This window comes from Radiobacillus sp. PE A8.2 (genome assembly GCF_045635475.1).
GTDB lineage: Bacteria > Bacillota > Bacilli > Bacillales > Amphibacillaceae > JBJGXI01.
The window spans coordinates 39,559-54,934 of sequence record NZ_JBJGXI010000037.1 but is presented as its reverse complement, the minus strand read 5'-3'; the positions used below and the strand labels follow the sequence as shown (position 1 = coordinate 54,934).

23 protein-coding genes are annotated in these 15,376 nt (G+C 35.1%); 6 read left to right on the top strand and 17 right to left on the bottom strand.

Annotated features, from left to right (window positions below):
* Positions 1 to 31: 31 nt before the first annotated feature.
* Together ACI6MV_RS17815 and ACI6MV_RS17810 are read right to left on the bottom strand one after the other, a co-directional pair.
* Entirely contained in the window at positions 32 to 400 is a 369-nt protein-coding gene (locus ACI6MV_RS17815; protein ID WP_407271681.1) for a DUF1516 family protein, read from the bottom strand.
* A gap of 106 nt (positions 401 to 506) precedes the next feature.
* Complete coding sequence (locus tag ACI6MV_RS17810; RefSeq protein ID WP_407271680.1) at positions 507 to 1,709, bottom strand: DUF418 domain-containing protein; 1,203 nt, start codon at positions 1,707 to 1,709, stop codon at positions 507 to 509.
* Between the two features lie 118 nt (positions 1,710 to 1,827).
* Here ACI6MV_RS17810 and ACI6MV_RS17805 point away from each other — a divergent pair, with 118 nt between their 5' ends.
* The 6 genes from ACI6MV_RS17805 to ACI6MV_RS17780 all read left to right on the top strand — a co-directional run bounded on the left by ACI6MV_RS17805 (position 1,828) and on the right by ACI6MV_RS17780 (position 3,772).
* A complete protein-coding gene (locus ACI6MV_RS17805) occupies positions 1,828 to 2,040 on the top strand; it encodes a spore germination protein (protein WP_407271679.1) in 213 nt (70 codons plus the stop codon).
* Positions 2,041 to 2,059: 19 nt separating this feature from the next.
* Entirely contained in the window at positions 2,060 to 2,266 is a 207-nt protein-coding gene (locus ACI6MV_RS17800; protein ID WP_407271678.1) for a spore germination protein GerPB, read from the top strand.
* Between the two features lie 65 nt (positions 2,267 to 2,331).
* Positions 2,332 to 2,928, top strand: a complete 597-nt coding sequence (gene gerPC, locus ACI6MV_RS17795; RefSeq protein ID WP_407271677.1) for a spore germination protein GerPC — start codon at positions 2,332 to 2,334, stop codon at positions 2,926 to 2,928.
* Positions 2,929 to 2,930: 2 nt separating this feature from the next.
* Positions 2,931 to 3,134: a spore gernimation protein GerPD gene (locus ACI6MV_RS17790; protein WP_407271676.1), complete on the top strand. Its 204-nt coding sequence runs from the start codon at positions 2,931 to 2,933 to the stop codon at positions 3,132 to 3,134.
* A complete protein-coding gene (locus tag ACI6MV_RS17785; RefSeq protein ID WP_407271675.1) occupies positions 3,127 to 3,519 on the top strand; it encodes a spore germination protein GerPE in 393 nt (130 codons plus the stop codon). The genes ACI6MV_RS17790 and ACI6MV_RS17785 overlap by 8 nt, the downstream gene beginning before the upstream one ends.
* A gap of 34 nt (positions 3,520 to 3,553) precedes the next feature.
* Positions 3,554 to 3,772, top strand: coding sequence for a spore germination protein (locus ACI6MV_RS17780; protein ID WP_407271684.1), 219 nt, complete (start codon positions 3,554 to 3,556; stop codon positions 3,770 to 3,772).
* A gap of 512 nt (positions 3,773 to 4,284) precedes the next feature.
* On the opposite strand, the gene ACI6MV_RS17775 is transcribed toward ACI6MV_RS17780, so the two are convergent.
* The 15 genes from ACI6MV_RS17775 to ACI6MV_RS17705 all read right to left on the bottom strand — a co-directional run bounded on the left by ACI6MV_RS17775 (position 4,285) and on the right by ACI6MV_RS17705 (position 15,012).
* Positions 4,285 to 4,725, bottom strand: a complete 441-nt coding sequence (locus ACI6MV_RS17775; protein WP_407271674.1) for a GNAT family N-acetyltransferase — start codon at positions 4,723 to 4,725, stop codon at positions 4,285 to 4,287.
* A gap of 11 nt (positions 4,726 to 4,736) precedes the next feature.
* On the bottom strand, positions 4,737 to 5,183 hold the full coding sequence (locus ACI6MV_RS17770; protein WP_407271673.1) for a hypothetical protein: 447 nt from the start codon (positions 5,181 to 5,183) through the stop codon (positions 4,737 to 4,739).
* Between the two features lie 84 nt (positions 5,184 to 5,267).
* Complete coding sequence (locus tag ACI6MV_RS17765) at positions 5,268 to 5,990, bottom strand: HAD family hydrolase (RefSeq protein ID WP_407271672.1); 723 nt, start codon at positions 5,988 to 5,990, stop codon at positions 5,268 to 5,270.
* 271 nt (positions 5,991 to 6,261) lie between these two features.
* Entirely contained in the window at positions 6,262 to 6,669 is a 408-nt protein-coding gene (locus ACI6MV_RS17760) for a DUF5412 domain-containing protein (protein ID WP_407271671.1), read from the bottom strand.
* Between the two features lie 4 nt (positions 6,670 to 6,673).
* The gene (locus tag ACI6MV_RS17755; protein WP_407271670.1) at positions 6,674 to 8,134 is read right to left on the bottom strand and encodes a DUF4153 domain-containing protein; all 1,461 of its coding nucleotides are present in this window, start codon (positions 8,132 to 8,134) and stop codon (positions 6,674 to 6,676) included.
* 190 nt (positions 8,135 to 8,324) lie between these two features.
* The gene (locus ACI6MV_RS17750) at positions 8,325 to 8,960 is read right to left on the bottom strand and encodes a DUF1700 domain-containing protein (protein ID WP_407271669.1); all 636 of its coding nucleotides are present in this window, start codon (positions 8,958 to 8,960) and stop codon (positions 8,325 to 8,327) included.
* Positions 8,957 to 9,289, bottom strand: a complete 333-nt coding sequence (locus ACI6MV_RS17745) for a PadR family transcriptional regulator (RefSeq protein ID WP_407271668.1) — start codon at positions 9,287 to 9,289, stop codon at positions 8,957 to 8,959. Before ACI6MV_RS17745 ends, ACI6MV_RS17750 begins: the two co-directional genes overlap by 4 nt.
* Positions 9,290 to 9,527: 238 nt before the next feature.
* Entirely contained in the window at positions 9,528 to 9,929 is a 402-nt protein-coding gene (locus tag ACI6MV_RS17740; RefSeq protein WP_407271667.1) for a DUF4181 domain-containing protein, read from the bottom strand.
* 157 nt (positions 9,930 to 10,086) lie between these two features.
* Complete coding sequence (locus tag ACI6MV_RS17735; protein ID WP_407271666.1) at positions 10,087 to 10,476, bottom strand: aspartyl protease family protein; 390 nt, start codon at positions 10,474 to 10,476, stop codon at positions 10,087 to 10,089.
* Positions 10,473 to 10,733 (bottom strand): hypothetical protein, encoded by a 261-nt coding sequence (locus ACI6MV_RS17730; protein WP_407271665.1) that lies wholly within the window; start codon positions 10,731 to 10,733, stop codon positions 10,473 to 10,475. The genes ACI6MV_RS17735 and ACI6MV_RS17730 overlap by 4 nt, the downstream gene beginning before the upstream one ends.
* A 209-nt stretch (positions 10,734 to 10,942) precedes the next feature.
* A complete protein-coding gene (locus ACI6MV_RS17725) occupies positions 10,943 to 11,206 on the bottom strand; it encodes a type II toxin-antitoxin system RelE family toxin (protein WP_407271664.1) in 264 nt (87 codons plus the stop codon).
* Positions 11,172 to 11,426 (bottom strand): hypothetical protein, encoded by a 255-nt coding sequence (locus tag ACI6MV_RS17720; RefSeq protein ID WP_407271663.1) that lies wholly within the window; start codon positions 11,424 to 11,426, stop codon positions 11,172 to 11,174. The genes ACI6MV_RS17725 and ACI6MV_RS17720 overlap by 35 nt, the downstream gene beginning before the upstream one ends.
* Positions 11,427 to 11,539: 113 nt before the next feature.
* Positions 11,540 to 12,031: a hypothetical protein gene (locus ACI6MV_RS17715; protein WP_407271662.1), complete on the bottom strand. Its 492-nt coding sequence runs from the start codon at positions 12,029 to 12,031 to the stop codon at positions 11,540 to 11,542.
* Between the two features lie 246 nt (positions 12,032 to 12,277).
* A complete protein-coding gene (gene ltrA / locus ACI6MV_RS17710) occupies positions 12,278 to 14,095 on the bottom strand; it encodes a group II intron reverse transcriptase/maturase (RefSeq protein WP_483880220.1) in 1,818 nt (605 codons plus the stop codon).
* 785 nt (positions 14,096 to 14,880) lie between these two features.
* Entirely contained in the window at positions 14,881 to 15,012 is a 132-nt protein-coding gene (locus ACI6MV_RS17705) for a hypothetical protein (RefSeq protein ID WP_407271661.1), read from the bottom strand.
* Positions 15,013 to 15,376 lie beyond the last annotated feature (364 nt).

Genomic DNA, 15,376 nt, shown 5'->3' with positions numbered 1-15,376 from the left:
AAAAAAAAACCATCCTATAAAAGGATGATTTTTATAAAAAGCTCCAGCCAAGTGGTAATCGGCCAAATCCTAATATGATAACAATAATTAGCGCAATCGCTAACTGGATGCCAAAGCTTTTAATTGCTTTCCCTTTAGAAATTTTAATTAAGATCATTTCTAGGCAAGCAATTACCCAAACGCCAGCTAAACTTTTAACAATAACTTCCCCTAGTTGCGATCCTGAATCAAAGTAAACAGTTAGCAATGCTCCTCCAGAATACAAGATTAGCAGATAGTCTAGGCGTAACACCATATGTAGTATTTTTCCCGCTTTTTTACCTTGTTTATAAAAAATTAACGATAGCACAAACAAAATCAATGCTAACACCCATGCGGTAATATGTAGATGTGTTGTCATGTTCTTACCTCCTCACTTTTGGTCAAGCTTATCATACCATGTTTTGTTTTTTATTTCATTTATTCGCATTTACTTAAGCTTCACACTATTTTAAAAGACTCAATATCTAATTACTGCATGATTCAGCTTTATCCTGCTCCTGTTTGACATGCTTAAAGGCTTGTCTTTCTCCATACATTAAACTTCTCCATAGCCATTCGAGCGGACCGAAGCGGAATTTCTTAAGCCACATTTTACTAACAACAATCTGCACGCTATAGATTGCTAAAACAAGAACGACTGTTTGCCATGGACTGATCTCACCATATAAACCAAAACCAATCGAATAAAACAACAAAAAGCATATAAGTGATTGGGCGATGTAATTGCTAAGTGAAAGTCTTCCAACATATGATAATGGACGGAGCCACTGTTTCCCATTTTGATATAGCAGTGCCACAGATACTATATAAAAAATCGCCGATGCAGAACCGCCTATTGTATCCTGTACAAATGAAAACCAAATCGGATTACCGAATAAGTATGGTCCAATCTTAAATGTTATAAACAATACCAACGTACCAATCCATAGTTTTTTCAATGTTGTTGAATGTTTGTCCAAATCATGAAGCCATCGTTTCCTCGCTACGTACATCCCTAACAAAAATAACGGTAAGAGCATGAATAACAAATAAAAATAGCTATCATTTCCATTAGAAGCAATCCAATCTTGATAATTTTGCTTCCAAATATCAATAATCGAACCTTCCCCATAATTTGCAAATGATTGCTTGATGCCGACGCTATTGTAACCACCTAATCTAGAACGGATCATATAAAGGGTTTGTGTATAAAATACCGTAATGAAAATTAACATACCAAACGCCCAATACAACAATGTCTTCGTTTTTCTTTTAATGAACAATAATAACAGCATTCCTATGATTCCGTAAGATAAAAGAATATCACCATGCCAAATTAAAAATGCGTGAATCAGGCCAAAACCGATTAAGATCATTAACCGACGAAATACAAGCATATGAACGTGAAGTTGCTTACCTTTTAACCGATCAACAATTTGTTGAATCCCAAAACCAAATAAAAATGAAAATAACGTATAAAAGCTAGCCTGAAAAAATATATCAATGATTGTTTGCACGGTATGATCTATTTTAGATGTCCAAAATAATGATTCACCACCGTATTGAAAAAATGGTGCGTTAAAAGCTGGTGCGTTAACCATGAATATTCCTAATATCGCTAGTCCGCGTGCTGTATCAATCCATTCTAATCTCTGCTTCTCCGCTAACGATTGTCCGACCTGATTCATTTTTATACCTCCCCACCATCTATTGCAATTTTAACCTAGTTTGCTAGTGTTCACCACTAAAATTAGTTTAACAGATTAGGATGTTTTTCATAAACTATAATCAAAAGGAGGAATTGTCATGCCAGCAGTCGTTGGAGCTGTAAAAGTTATAGAAATTTCATCTTCCAGCATTTTTAACATTGGAGATGTGTATGCAATGAGTCCATATGCCGTAGCAAAAACATTTGCTGGAGGCGGTTCATTTAATACAGGATACGATATTGAGATTCAACTAAACCAATCCACAACGAATGTATACGATAAAGATTCTATTGATCAATTAGTTATTTGATGGTTAGGGGTTGCTTTACATGCACATTACGGTACATCAATCTATTTACATTCACTTTTTAAAAGTCGGAAGTGTATCGAATTCCTCTGTCCTACAGATTGGTAGCGCAGGTAGTATTCAAGCGCAATCAGATTTGTATAATACTGGTGAATATACAGAACCTGCCATGAGCGCTGAACCTGAATCAGGAGCGGAAACACCTTTAGTGCCCCTCTCTCCGCCATAATTCACATCTTTTTTTTACGTGCATATTGTGGTTATAGGTGATTGCCTAGGGAGAGGGGTTATTCTATGAGTTATTCGAACGATTGGTATGCGTATATAGCCAATTTACAAAACTATATTAAACAGATGGATACTAAAATACAGCAGTTAGAGCAACGTATTACGCTACTAGAAACTAATGCAGCAAACAAAAAGCATACTAATATAGAAAAATTAGAATATCACTTCGATCAGTTAAAAATCGAACGATTAGATGGGACATTGCACATTGGACTTACTCCAGAGGATTTAGAAAAAGTTGATAGTATGGCCATTAATCAAGTACCACAAAACAACAAACCTGAACCAATTCAACAACCACTAGAGCAACAACTTGTTTCTCAATTAGATACTTATGTTACCGAACAAGGATCTCCATATGTGGAACAACTCGCTTATGAATATGGTTACCCGATGAATGATTCATACAGAAACTTAATTATAAATGATGTTCGAAAACAACTTCCATCAAGAATCTCTCATTATACAAATGAGGGAAAACAAAATCATCGTTTCCAAGATGATCATCAACTTTCCAATTATGTAATCGAGAAAGTTCAAAAAGAGATTTCGCATTCACTTCGTCAGTTTTTTCAAAATGATGTAAATAAAGGAGATAGTTAATTATGCACTATGAGGTACACAACTGGGACATTAATGTCGGAAATGTGCAAATTATCGGTGTATCATCCTCATCGGTTTTTTTAATTGGGGATAATGAACAAATTAAATTGTCATCTTTTTTTGATACACCACCAGAATCTTATATTGTAGGCGCGTTAGTTCCTCTTGGTCAATCTAGAAGTATGGAAGGAACTGAACATGAATAAACGAACAGCACAACTTGGTGCAATGAAGATAACTTCAGTAACGATTAGTTCATGCTGTGAAATAGGTGATTTAAATTACTTTACACCTCGTTCCAACGCCATCGCTGTTCAAAAACAAGATACTACCTTTTCCGATGAGGGATATGAATTCGAAGATTATTCTATTTTCCAACGACAAGCAGCACGTCACATACAACCTCCACTACCGGTGACTCAGAAAACCTTTCATCATGTACCCCGAATTAATGTGGAATCTGTTGCAATTCTCGGGGTATCCACTTCATCAATCATGCAAGTTGGTGGGATTAACGAAATTGATGCAGAGGCTAGGGTAAAGCACATTCGTCTTTTAGATGACGAACAAAGCAATAACTTTACCATATAATAATAATAAATTGCAAAAAGAAGGTGTGAGTACTATGCCATCGATTGTTGGACCAATTAAAATAAATAGTGTTGACGGTGGAGTAATCAATTTCGGGGACAGCTTTTATTTATCACCAAAAAGTGCTTCAAAAACAGCTGCCGGCTCAGGTTCATTTAATACAGGAGATTTTCATAGTGTAAATAGCGGGATAAGCGCAACTAATTCCATTGATCCTGATGCTGTAGATCAAGTTGTCAGCGGAAACGCATAATCGATATACAAAAAGCGCAGTACGCCGCTTAGAAACGTAGCGACTGGAGCGAATCGACTAAGATAAAGGAATCATGACCCCGCATAGGGAGCATGTCGACGTCGGGCGACAAGTCCGCTTTTAGTCGACTTTCCATAAAACCTGAATCAATGATGACTTATCGTAGGGCGATTCCTGAAGTCGTGTAGTTTCTGGCGCTCGGAGCTAGAAACTTGCAAAAATTTTATACTGCTATTTTTTTGGAAAGGCCCCTTAAAGAGGCCTTTTTTTTGCAAATCAGTTCATTTGCTTTAACAGATCTTCTATTTGGCGATATTGATATTTGGGTATTTCAATTTTATCTAAATTAATTGTGCTAAAATTTCATTATCTGAACGACAATTGCGTCTATTGTTATTGTAAGTAAGATGATATGAAAGAACTTCTTAACTCATTGAAAAAATCCTCCAGCACTGTGTCAATTTCAGCATGAGACAATACCTTTCAGTAATTCATTAAATCAAATGATCAGTTTAAACTAATCTTTTATTCATTAACATTTGAACATCTTCAAAGCCTAGTCGCTCATATATTAACTTAGCACTATTCTTTGCAAATACATTTAGCCGAATCTCTTGATAGCCACGCTGTTTACAGAGATCCATAGCTGATTGTAATAATACCTTTCCGATACCTTTTTTTCGGTAATTCGGCAACACATAGATTTCATATATAAAGGCGTGTACCTGCTCGGTGAATTGGTCGCCACTTTCACCAATTAGAATCCAACCTGCTATTGTTTGATTGTTATTTCGGTATACCAGATAATAGCCACCATAATCTAATACAGATACGTGCATTTGTACTGCTTTTTGTTTACTTATTAGCCCTGACTGCTGGATTCCTTCATTTGCAGAGTACTGTGCATTAGCTAGTATATAATCCACTTCTTGTGTAGTTGGTCTCCCTATCATTTTTTATCCTCCTAAGACTCTTCAATTTGGCAAATTTTCTGTTCTCTATTTCCTATGCTTATTCCAATCAAAGTGATACAAAGGATATAAAACGGATAAGCCACTAACATGCCTAAAAGAATAATTCCTGCTCCTGGACCTGGGTCATCTCCCGGATTCGTTACTGGGAGAATGTACGTGAAAATGAAAATGAATAAAACGTAGTAAGGAAACCACAAAACCACACACCAAAGTAGAGCGATTCGAGCCTTTAACCATTTGATAGTTAGTAAAATTAATAGTATGGTACAAAGGATGAAACCAATCAAATATACGAACCACAGACTATTTGTAACTAATGTAACTTCCCAATCCATTTTTCTACTTATTCGATAAACATTAAGCATTAGCTCCGTTGCCATACATAATACAAAAGCGTATAAAGCGGCAACAGCATTTAATTTGGTAAAAAACTTCATAAAAACTCCTACCTTAGTCAATTTCAGAATTATCTTACGCACTCTTTTCAAACAACAGATTTCCAAAATTGATTAACTTTATCTTTATACTAACTTATAAGATTTAATTTCCAAATCCTTAGACTGACTACTTATCACTTGCTCTAAATCTTTCAAACTCTGGATGGCTCTTACTTTACGCGGTACAAGCTGCTTTTGTCTATTCAACCAAACACCGTGCATACCAGCTTTTATACTAGAAATAACATCTCCTAAAAGCTGATCACCAACATAATAGCAATCTGTACTCTTTACTTGTGCCAAAGCACATGCTTCTCTGAATATACTTGGATTTGGTTTTGCACAACCTACTTGGCTCGAGGTAACATGCATTGAAAAATAATGTAGAACACCGAGTTTTTGTAATTTTTGTTTTTGTTGCTTGTCATCGCCGTTTGTCACTATTCCTAATAGATACCCTTGTTTGTTAAGTGAATCTAGACAAGGAATAACATCATCAAATAGCTGCCAATTTGATTGATAATGCGCAAGATAGTTTTCAAATAACTGATCCGCTTGCTTATCCATTAATTCAACTCCGAACATTTCCTTGATTCTCAACCTGCGCTGTTCTTGAAATGATAATTCATTTGCCAAATAAGCATTAAAATATCTTTTTGACGAGCTTTTCCATTGCTGGATAAATGCCGCTTCCTGACAAGGGATCTCATTTTTATAGAAACGATAAAATGCTAGTGCACCTCTATGTTCGGCTGTCTCATGATCCATTAACGTCGCATCAATATCAAAGAAAATAATAGGAATCATCTCCCGTCTTTTACAATATTCATTTTCTGTTTTTGTTCATATAAATAAGGTAAAAATAATAACTCAAGCAACCAATCCCACTAAGAACAAGTAGTTGATCAATAAAAATTTGAAAAGGGCCACTTGCCATATGGCTAAATGGAAAGGGTCCATTAACAATCCACGAATTCCGTTCATCGCTACCATGAACAAACCAATACAATCCAAAGGGACTCAATAGTAGTAGGATCGATAAATATAACCACTTATTTTTTGTGATAGGAACTGCCTCCTAACTCGATCTTCTAAAATCATATTTTTCATTTGGTACATCTAATTCATGTCCATTTATGAATACTGTATCTTCGTCTTTCCATTTAATAATTGCTGCTTCTTCACGATAATTCCAATACACATTTTTCGTTTTAGAATCTTTGTTATGGAATACTAACTCCGCGCGAACAGAATAGGCAGTAGTAGCGCCTCCGTTAACGACATAAGCCTTAAGCGTATAGTCGCCATTTGGAGAAGTTTCTTCTGTAAGAAACTCTCCTTCTGGAAGTCGATCCATATCAAAAAATAGCCAGTAAACGCCATAAGTAATTGCTTCAACAACCAGTAAGGTCATTATTCCGAAAAAACGGAGCACCTTACGTTTGGTATTTTTAATTTCTAATTCAATTTGCTTATCCTCATGCATACAATTATTCTCCACTCACTTTGATATCAGCCAATCGCTCACGCATGGATTGTTCAGCAAGATTGTAGGATTGCCAATTTTCATTTTGCTGCCTTGCCAGTTCTTGTTTCTCATAGCTGAGCAAGTTGCTTAGTTCAGGATAGTCAGGATCTCTCTCATATAAGTTTACCAACCCTTCTATACCCGTAGCTCCAAGTCCTTGCAAATAGAAAATGTCAATCTTTCCAGTGTTTTCATATCGTTCTAAGTTATTATCAACAATCATCTGTTCCAATGGCATAATATTGAGAGCCGTATAAAAAAGGAAACCTGTTATTAAATAGAAGTGAAGCAAGGACAAATGCACTAACCATACACGAATGAGTGTGTAAGCAAAAATAATAAACAAAAAGATCATGAAAGCATGGGCGAAAATTCGGTCTAATGTAAAACCATACGCCGATTCGTATAAACTTAAGCGCTGGTATGCGGAAGCGAGCATCACGCCACTAAATACGATGATTAAGGAGTAAATTACCTTTAGTGCTATACTATCTTTTTTAACAAACTTGAGACAACTAATTAAGATCGTCCAGTTCACCAACGTAACAACTACCAGCTCACTGAAGCCTTTACGCGCATATTCTGCATAGGTTAAACCGTCCTTAAGGCCACCAAAAAAATACGTGAATTGAATGGCGGTAAACAACAGATAGACACTAGTTAACAGACCCAAGATTGTCATCACAATCACACTGTCAAAACGCAAATTATTCGTTGACTCTACCACTTGTGTTTCTTGTTTGGACCGATAATGGATTAATACTTGTAAGATACCGAATATAACCAAGAAATAAATAATAACAGCTATCGTTCTGAACACTTGCTCCTGCATATTAAGCTGGACAATAAATCGCGGAATACTTCCAATTATATTTTCAAAAACTGCATCCGCTGACATGAGTAATCCAGTCACAAACAATAATAACGGGATCCCTATTAGTAAACCAATCAATACTCGCTTCAGTTGTGAAGCCGTTTGATCTTCCATGTTTTTAAATAATTTTCGAAACCCTTTAGTAAAAAACTTAAAATCATAGGCGACACCGACGCCAATCTTTTCAAATAATGTCGTAACAAATGTCAGGCTGCTCCACCTGATCTGCTTTGGTGCTGTAACTAAAACAATGTGAAAAAATATAAAGCCCGGAATCACAAAAATGTTAAGTAAATAAAATGGCATCCGATCATATAGTAAATAACTCGCGGCAAGCATCCATATACAAAGCGTTAATAATAGACCAATTCGACGATTCGTAAATGCTACATTACGAAACCTAATAAAAAAAACAGCATAAAAACAAGTTATAAAAACCAAATACGATACACCTATTTGCCCATGTAAAAAACTTAATTCAGCAACAATTGCTAATCCAATACAAACAAACATAAATCCCCAGTCATGTTTCTCTATTCGCAAATCCATTAAAATGCCTCCTTATAGTTGAGTCAATTTCATAAATACCCTCTAGAGCTATAAGCGAATGTGAATCACTTAAAAAATCAGTATTACGAAATCAACTAAGTTATGTAAATCTATATACAATGTTTATCTAGGTATAGATGTAAAAAAATAGACGTAATTATGGTGCTGTGATTATTTTACAACACCATAATTAGACAGAATCTCTTCTTCCCCAACGATATCCAATCCAGCTTACTGGATACAATAAGACCGTGAATCCGATACAAGAAATAATGAAAGGAAAACTAAGTAATGGCTGAAACCATTCATATGGAATGAGCCGAAAAACAATTAAGTACATAAGTATTAAATTTGGTACGACACAGATGATAAATGTATTGCGCAGGATTTTTTTGCCTCTTGGCCCAAATTCTTTTCCAATTTCATACCCGAGCAATCCCCAAAATACAAAATAAACTAAAATTATAATCGATGGAATTCTTGTTAAGTTACGCCACAGGAATACTAGCCAGCTCCAATGCAATGCATGGTATGCCCATGTTAGTAATCCGCCGCCCGCGAATAAGCAAATATTAAAAGCAACGAATAAAGTTTGCATTTTTCCAGGTGTTACATTTGCTTCTTGCTTCCACAGTTTCGCTATATCAGACGGAGATCCAAGACGCTGTTGAAAAGCTATATACTGCTCGTGGTCATCTGACAATAGTTGTTCTTGTGTAATTTCATATATGTGTAATTGATAATCCGATAATATTTCTTGTTTGTTTGGATAGTTGCCAAGTTCTTGATCCAGCTCTTCAAGAAATCGATTTTCGGCTAAGCTCATGACTCGCTCCTACCGATTAAATTGTTCATCACCTGCACATAACGATGCCATTCGCTCGTCTTTTCACCAAGTATCTTCTTACCTTCGTCCGTAATCCGATAATATTTACGCGCTGGTCCTTTTTCCTGCTGTTGCCAATAAAACTCGATGTATTCCTGCTTCTCCAGTTTATGAAGCGCCGGATACAAGGTGCCTTCTTTGACTTGGAAATTATGATTGCTACGTTTATCCATTTCCTTCACTAACTCATAGCCATACATATCTCTATCATTAAGAAGCTGCAGGACAAGCAGTGATGTACTTCCTTTTACAAGCTCACGATCAAACATGTTTTTCACCTACCTAGAATTATGAGGTATATAGGATATCATAACCGAATTGGAAATTAGTTGCAAGAGGGTTTTGAAAATTTGTACTGAAATTTGCTTTATCGGATTATATGTAAACTCCAACGTGTGAGTGAATGCTCAACCGACGTTATGGAAAATTCCGATCGTGTGGCACCACAGAGGGGCTTTGAAGCGACATGACAGGCGTGTGAAGAACCTCCAAGAATTCCTTCTTGTTTTAATCAAGCAATTCGAACTGAAACACAAGTATGATTGCTAATGATACAAGAAAGATCTCTGTTATGGTTAAAATTGCCTGTTTCGGATATGCACTATATTTCCACTCAATAAACACCGTTACCGAATAAATCAATGCTGTATAAAGGATTGCTCCAATTGGAAATAAGTAGATCAAATCTTCATAATAGGAAAATTGAATAAAAATAAGTATACCTAGCGTTATTGCAGAAATATTCCTTACCTTTTTGTCGATTTTTCTGTGTAAATCATTTATATAATTATCGGAAAAGAACGCTTTTTTTACTTTTTCTATTTTAAAAACCTTCCTCAAAATAAGCTTAACTATCGAAATAATGATAGAACTTATTAAGATCATTAAACCTAATTTAATCCAAAGCACAATAAATTCCCCCATCTTCCATTGTCCTGTTGTTTTAACACAATAAGAGCTGTTGCATTCGACAACTCCTTGTTCAACATAAGCCCCCGTTAATGGAACAAGCAATAAACCTTTATATAAAAAAAAACCGTCAAAGTGGCGGTTAGCTAATATTTATTTAATCCTTATAACTTACTCCTAAAAAGGAAAAATCAATGTTCATTTTCGTTTCAAGCATAAAGTCTAGACCTATAAAACCATCGAAGCCATACAAATCTTTTGTAATGCCTAATTGAAGTGGAAACTGATTCAATACTCTGCCACCTATAGAGAGACCATTAACTATTTGTTGATTACATACTTCACCTTTTCCCCCTATACCATACATTGTAGTTGGCATGCCGTTTACATAGTCAACAAAAAGTCCTATTTCAGCAAGTAGGTCCGTGTCAAAAATACTATCAGAACAACCTGTATCTACTATTACATTATTCAAAGTTATTTTTTTCTCTTGATACTCTAGGTCCACTTTTGCAATTAATAAACCATTTTCTACTCTTAATTTCATCTTCGCCCACGAACTCCAATAAAGAATTTTTCGAGAACTTCTGGCTTTTCTTTAGAAGTATGAAATACATACAACTCCTTCTCTGGATTTTCTTTATGAGTTTGCTTGTAAGCCTTCCACGCATCCATATTATCATCGAAGGTTGAGATAATGGACATTTCTTCAATTGTTCGAATGCTATCTCTAGAGGTAGCCGTTAATGCTTCGACTAAAACTAATTTATCTGGAAATTGCTCACGCACTAATCCCCAATCCATTTTAAATCCCTCCAAAAATACTTATATCCTTATTTTAGCACATTTTCTGTATTTTTAGAGAAGCAAACACAGCAAAAATTAAACATGCTTGCTCAACTTTTGCACCCGTTACTTTAAGTGTATTAGTTCACAAAGATCCTAGATATATTTGTTTTAATATTTTAAATAGAAAAAGACCATATTATGAAATGGTCTTTCAATTCTAGTAGTTATTTGTACACATCACCGCGATTGTCAATGGTTAATATATAGATGATTTTCTCATTATGGTCAATTTCAAATATAGTTCTGTATGGTCCAGTTCTCAACCTTAGATGACCTTTTTTACCCTTTAAAGGTTTTATGTCACCTATAGGTGGTTGAATTAATAGTCCCTTTAAAGCATTGCTTATTCTTAATTGAACAGATCTTTCTTGCTTTTTTAAAAATTTGATTGCCTCACGACTTAGTGTCAGTTGGTAAGTTAAGCTCATTCAAAGCTTCCTCCCAAGACAAAAACTCCGAGTTATTCTTTAGTTGACTCTCTTCTTCTTCACTTAAAGGGGTTTCATCTGGTTCTAAATCCATAATTTCATCCCAGTTTGGACGAGTATGACTAATTGTTAAGTATTTCAAGTAATCATAAGCTGATTTTTTTGCTGACTGTGGTAATTGCTTTACCATTTCAACTAATTCTTCATTACTAATAGCCATAAATAAACCTCCCTTTTATCATCATAATATCTTATTTTATATTTTACCATATACATCACTTTCTATATAGCAAGTATTCCGCTATCACGCATTAGTTGAGGAATATGTCTTATTTAAGTATTTTGCTTAATCGTTTCTTCTACGTAACTAAGAAGATTACTGTATGAGGAGTTCCTTTTCAAAAATTGTGATACCACATTCAAAGGTAATATCGCTATATCCTTCTTTTTAGAATAAAGGACAGCCCGAATCTTGCTATTACTAAACTCCCCATTAAGATTGGGCAAATAATTACGTACAGAATCAGACTCATACCAGTAAAAGTCTCGGTTAATGTTACTCTTAATAACCTCACCAGTATACGCACCTATACGTTCCGCTATATTATCAAAATGCCTACTTAACAGTTCATTACCGAACTCCGTATTCATTAATCTTTTGGCATAGATATCAATATAACGAACACTTTCAATAGTGAAGTCTAAATTTCTTTTAGTAAGGTTTTCTTTATCCCATGAATCATCTGATACATCCTGATACATTAATTTTGCAATACCTTTTAAATCATCTTTTTTTAATTTTGCCTTGTTTAAAAAATTAAACATATTACGGGATTTCTCCTTTTTAATTGACTACATATACAGCTATGATAATTAGCTCTTATTTCGCTATCCTGCTACGTTAGCGCAACAACGGCAGTAACAGCTTTTTAATACAGATAGGTAAGGGTTTGAAGTTATCGCTCCCTTTTCCCCCTGTTCACACCGTACGTGCGACTTTCACCGCATACGGCGTTCCAACTAATCCAATTCATTCAATTCTATGTATTTTGAAGTGAAGCTGTTTTTATTCTAATTTATGATTAAGTCATTTCTGCATAATTTTCGTAGTTCATTTACCTTATGAATTTGCTTTTTATTCAGCTCCAAAACCATGATTAGATTTTTAATTTTCTCATGGTCTTTTAAGTGTATCAGCCGGTGAACAGGTTCGTGTAGCACAGTCAAATTTGAGTACGTGTCATCTCTTGAGAGATGATACGGGCTTTTATGATGACAATGCCAATCATGTTTCCCAAGCTCAATACCTGTTACGGCACATTTTCCATATTGGGCTATAAACTTACTTATGCGGTTATCGTTATACTCAATCGTTCGATTGGAAATAAAGTTTTTCATGACATGAGCTAAAACATTTTTATCAATCGCTTTAAGATTATGGTGTATTTTGTCTCTTCCTTTTACCGTATAATTACAGATATCTTGTGAAAAACATAGGTTTGTTTTATGCCGTTGGGCATAAATAGGGACAAATACCATGTTCTGTATTTTATACAGTCTTGACTTACTTCCTTTATAGCGTTTTTGTAATGTATTGGACATGTCAGTAAACTTCGCTTCTTTTCTAAGGTTCTTTAATCGATTGTATAGTGTCTTGTTAAGATGGGAGTTCAACTCACTTAAATTTTTCATGATTTCAGTTGCTGGTGCATAGTAATTTTGAATCCCCATTACAACAGTATTGTAATGCCATACTGTTTCGTTGCATGGTTTTTTCTGAATTGCTTTTATAGAATCTTTTATTTTAATGAGTGCGTTGGACTTAGCTTTCTTCGTCATATTCGATTGGGCAACATACCCGAACCTAGTTTTCCCTTTCCTTATAGCTTTGAAGGAGAACCCTAAGAATTCTGACGAATTTTTCTTCAAGTTTATGACTTTTGATTTTTCTTCACTTGTTTCAAGGTGTAGTCTAGTATTGAGAAAGTCTTTAATGGCATAATTCATCTTAATTGCTTGTGACCTAGTTCGGCATAATACCTTAAAATCATCTGCATACCTAACAATGTAGCATTCTTTTAAGTTTGATTTTTTGAGTGCTTTTACTTTGCTTCCATTATGTTTATATTCATGGTTGCTTTGAAAAGTTTCCCATTGCTTACTTACCCACCAATCAAGCTCATTTAATACAATGTTCGATAGTAGTGGTGAGAGGATACCGCCTTGCGGGGTTCCTTTTGTTGGTACACCTTCTCCTTCGATTTCTGCTTTTAGCAACTTTGATATGATAGAGAGTAAAGCTTTATCTTTAATTCCAAGTGCCCATATTTGTTTAAGTAATTTACTATGATGAACGTTATCAAAAAATCCTTTTATGTCTACATCTATACAATGATAGAGACCTACCATGTTAATAAGCGATTCTAATCTCGCTTTGGCATGGTGAGTGCTTCTGTTTGGTCTGAAGCCATAACTATGTTTATGAAATTTAGCCTCACAAATAGGTTCTAATACTTGTAAGATACATTGTTGGACAATTCTGTCCCATATTGTTGGGATTCCTAATGGTCTTACTTTGCCATTTCCTTTATCAATAAAAACACGTCGAACGCTTTCTGGTTCATATGATTGGAACATATTTTGAACGTGCTCAATTACTTTCTCTACCGACAAGTCTTTAATATCATCAATCGTTAACTTATTTGTCCCTGCCGTTTTACTCCCAGTATTTCTCTTTATGTTTCGATACGCAAGACGAATATTTTCGTTAGAACTAATCAGTTTCATTAAGTCATAGAAATTTTGACCATTGACACTTTGAGCATATAAATTATCAAAGCAATGTTGCATATCATAATACTCGCTGTGTCTCAGTTTCTTCCGTTTCAACAAGTCGGTGACTCCCTTGGGAGTTGAACCTCTATTAGTCTCACAAGAACCTTGTTAATTGATAAAGAACTGCCATACATGGTTGAATGATTCTTCATTAGTCTAGTGGCTATCCCTCCATGTTGATTAGACATTTCATTGGTACTGTACCACCACTTTCACTGATATTAAGAGAAGTTATACAGTAGTTAATTTCACTAGTGTTTTCCTTCTCAACGTTTCATTAAGAGTAAGCTCTCCACGTTATCAGCTTACAACGTTGAATTATATCTATTATAGAATGAACTTAGGTGCTTCCTGTAAGCCTGTTAGTCGTTCATATGCCTATAGCATATCATGGACTTTCATATTAGTTAGTCTTACTCATCCACTACTAACCTCACAATTAGGTGATATACACATTTCTGTGTATCGCGCGTTTAGACCCGTACATTCAGAAGTTTGTCAGTGTAACCTTTTCTTATAGGTTGTTTTGCGTTCTCACCATATTCATTCAACTCAAGCATCATGATTTACACCACCCCCGCGGGTAGGCTTTCGTCAGCTAGACTACACTGTTACGGTAAATTCTTACGCCTTTTCACCGAGCTCTTAACACTATCATTTTTACTAATTCTAGTGCTAATCGACTAAGAGAGAACCCTTCCGAGCGTTACTTCTTCATTTGATTCTTCGATATAATCCTTCAGTTCCAAAAGGGACTGTCTAGCCTTTACTAGAGAGATGTGACCATCCTCCATTTAAACTAGAAACATTTCGCACAGCTAAAGCACCCGTTAATTGAATTATTTATATACTTCTTCCTCTAATTCTTCAATTCTTTCTCTTAACTTTTTATTTTCTTTTTTTACTTCATAGGAGTTATAAAACGCCCCAGCAGCAAGAGAAAATGCGAACCACGCCCATAACCAATCCATTTAAAACCTCCTCTAAAAATAATAATACAATCGAATAACAGAACAATTTCCTTATTGATGATTACTGCCCGTTAGTTTAAGTGAAAACCCTCACAATATCTATATAATCTCTATTATAATCTTAACATAAATTTCCAATTACTTTTGTTTTTCATAGGGATTCACAAGACAAAATATTTAATTCCCATATCTGTGGAGTTGGATGTAAATTGCTATTTGCTTACAAAAAGTTCGAAATTCATTATGTAGCAATAAAAAAATCGCAGTGCATTCTATGGTGAATTCCACTGCGATTTTTGTTTGTGAATGTCTTGTTTGCACCACTGAAGTAAAACCGTTGGCATAAATAGCGTAACTGCTTTTA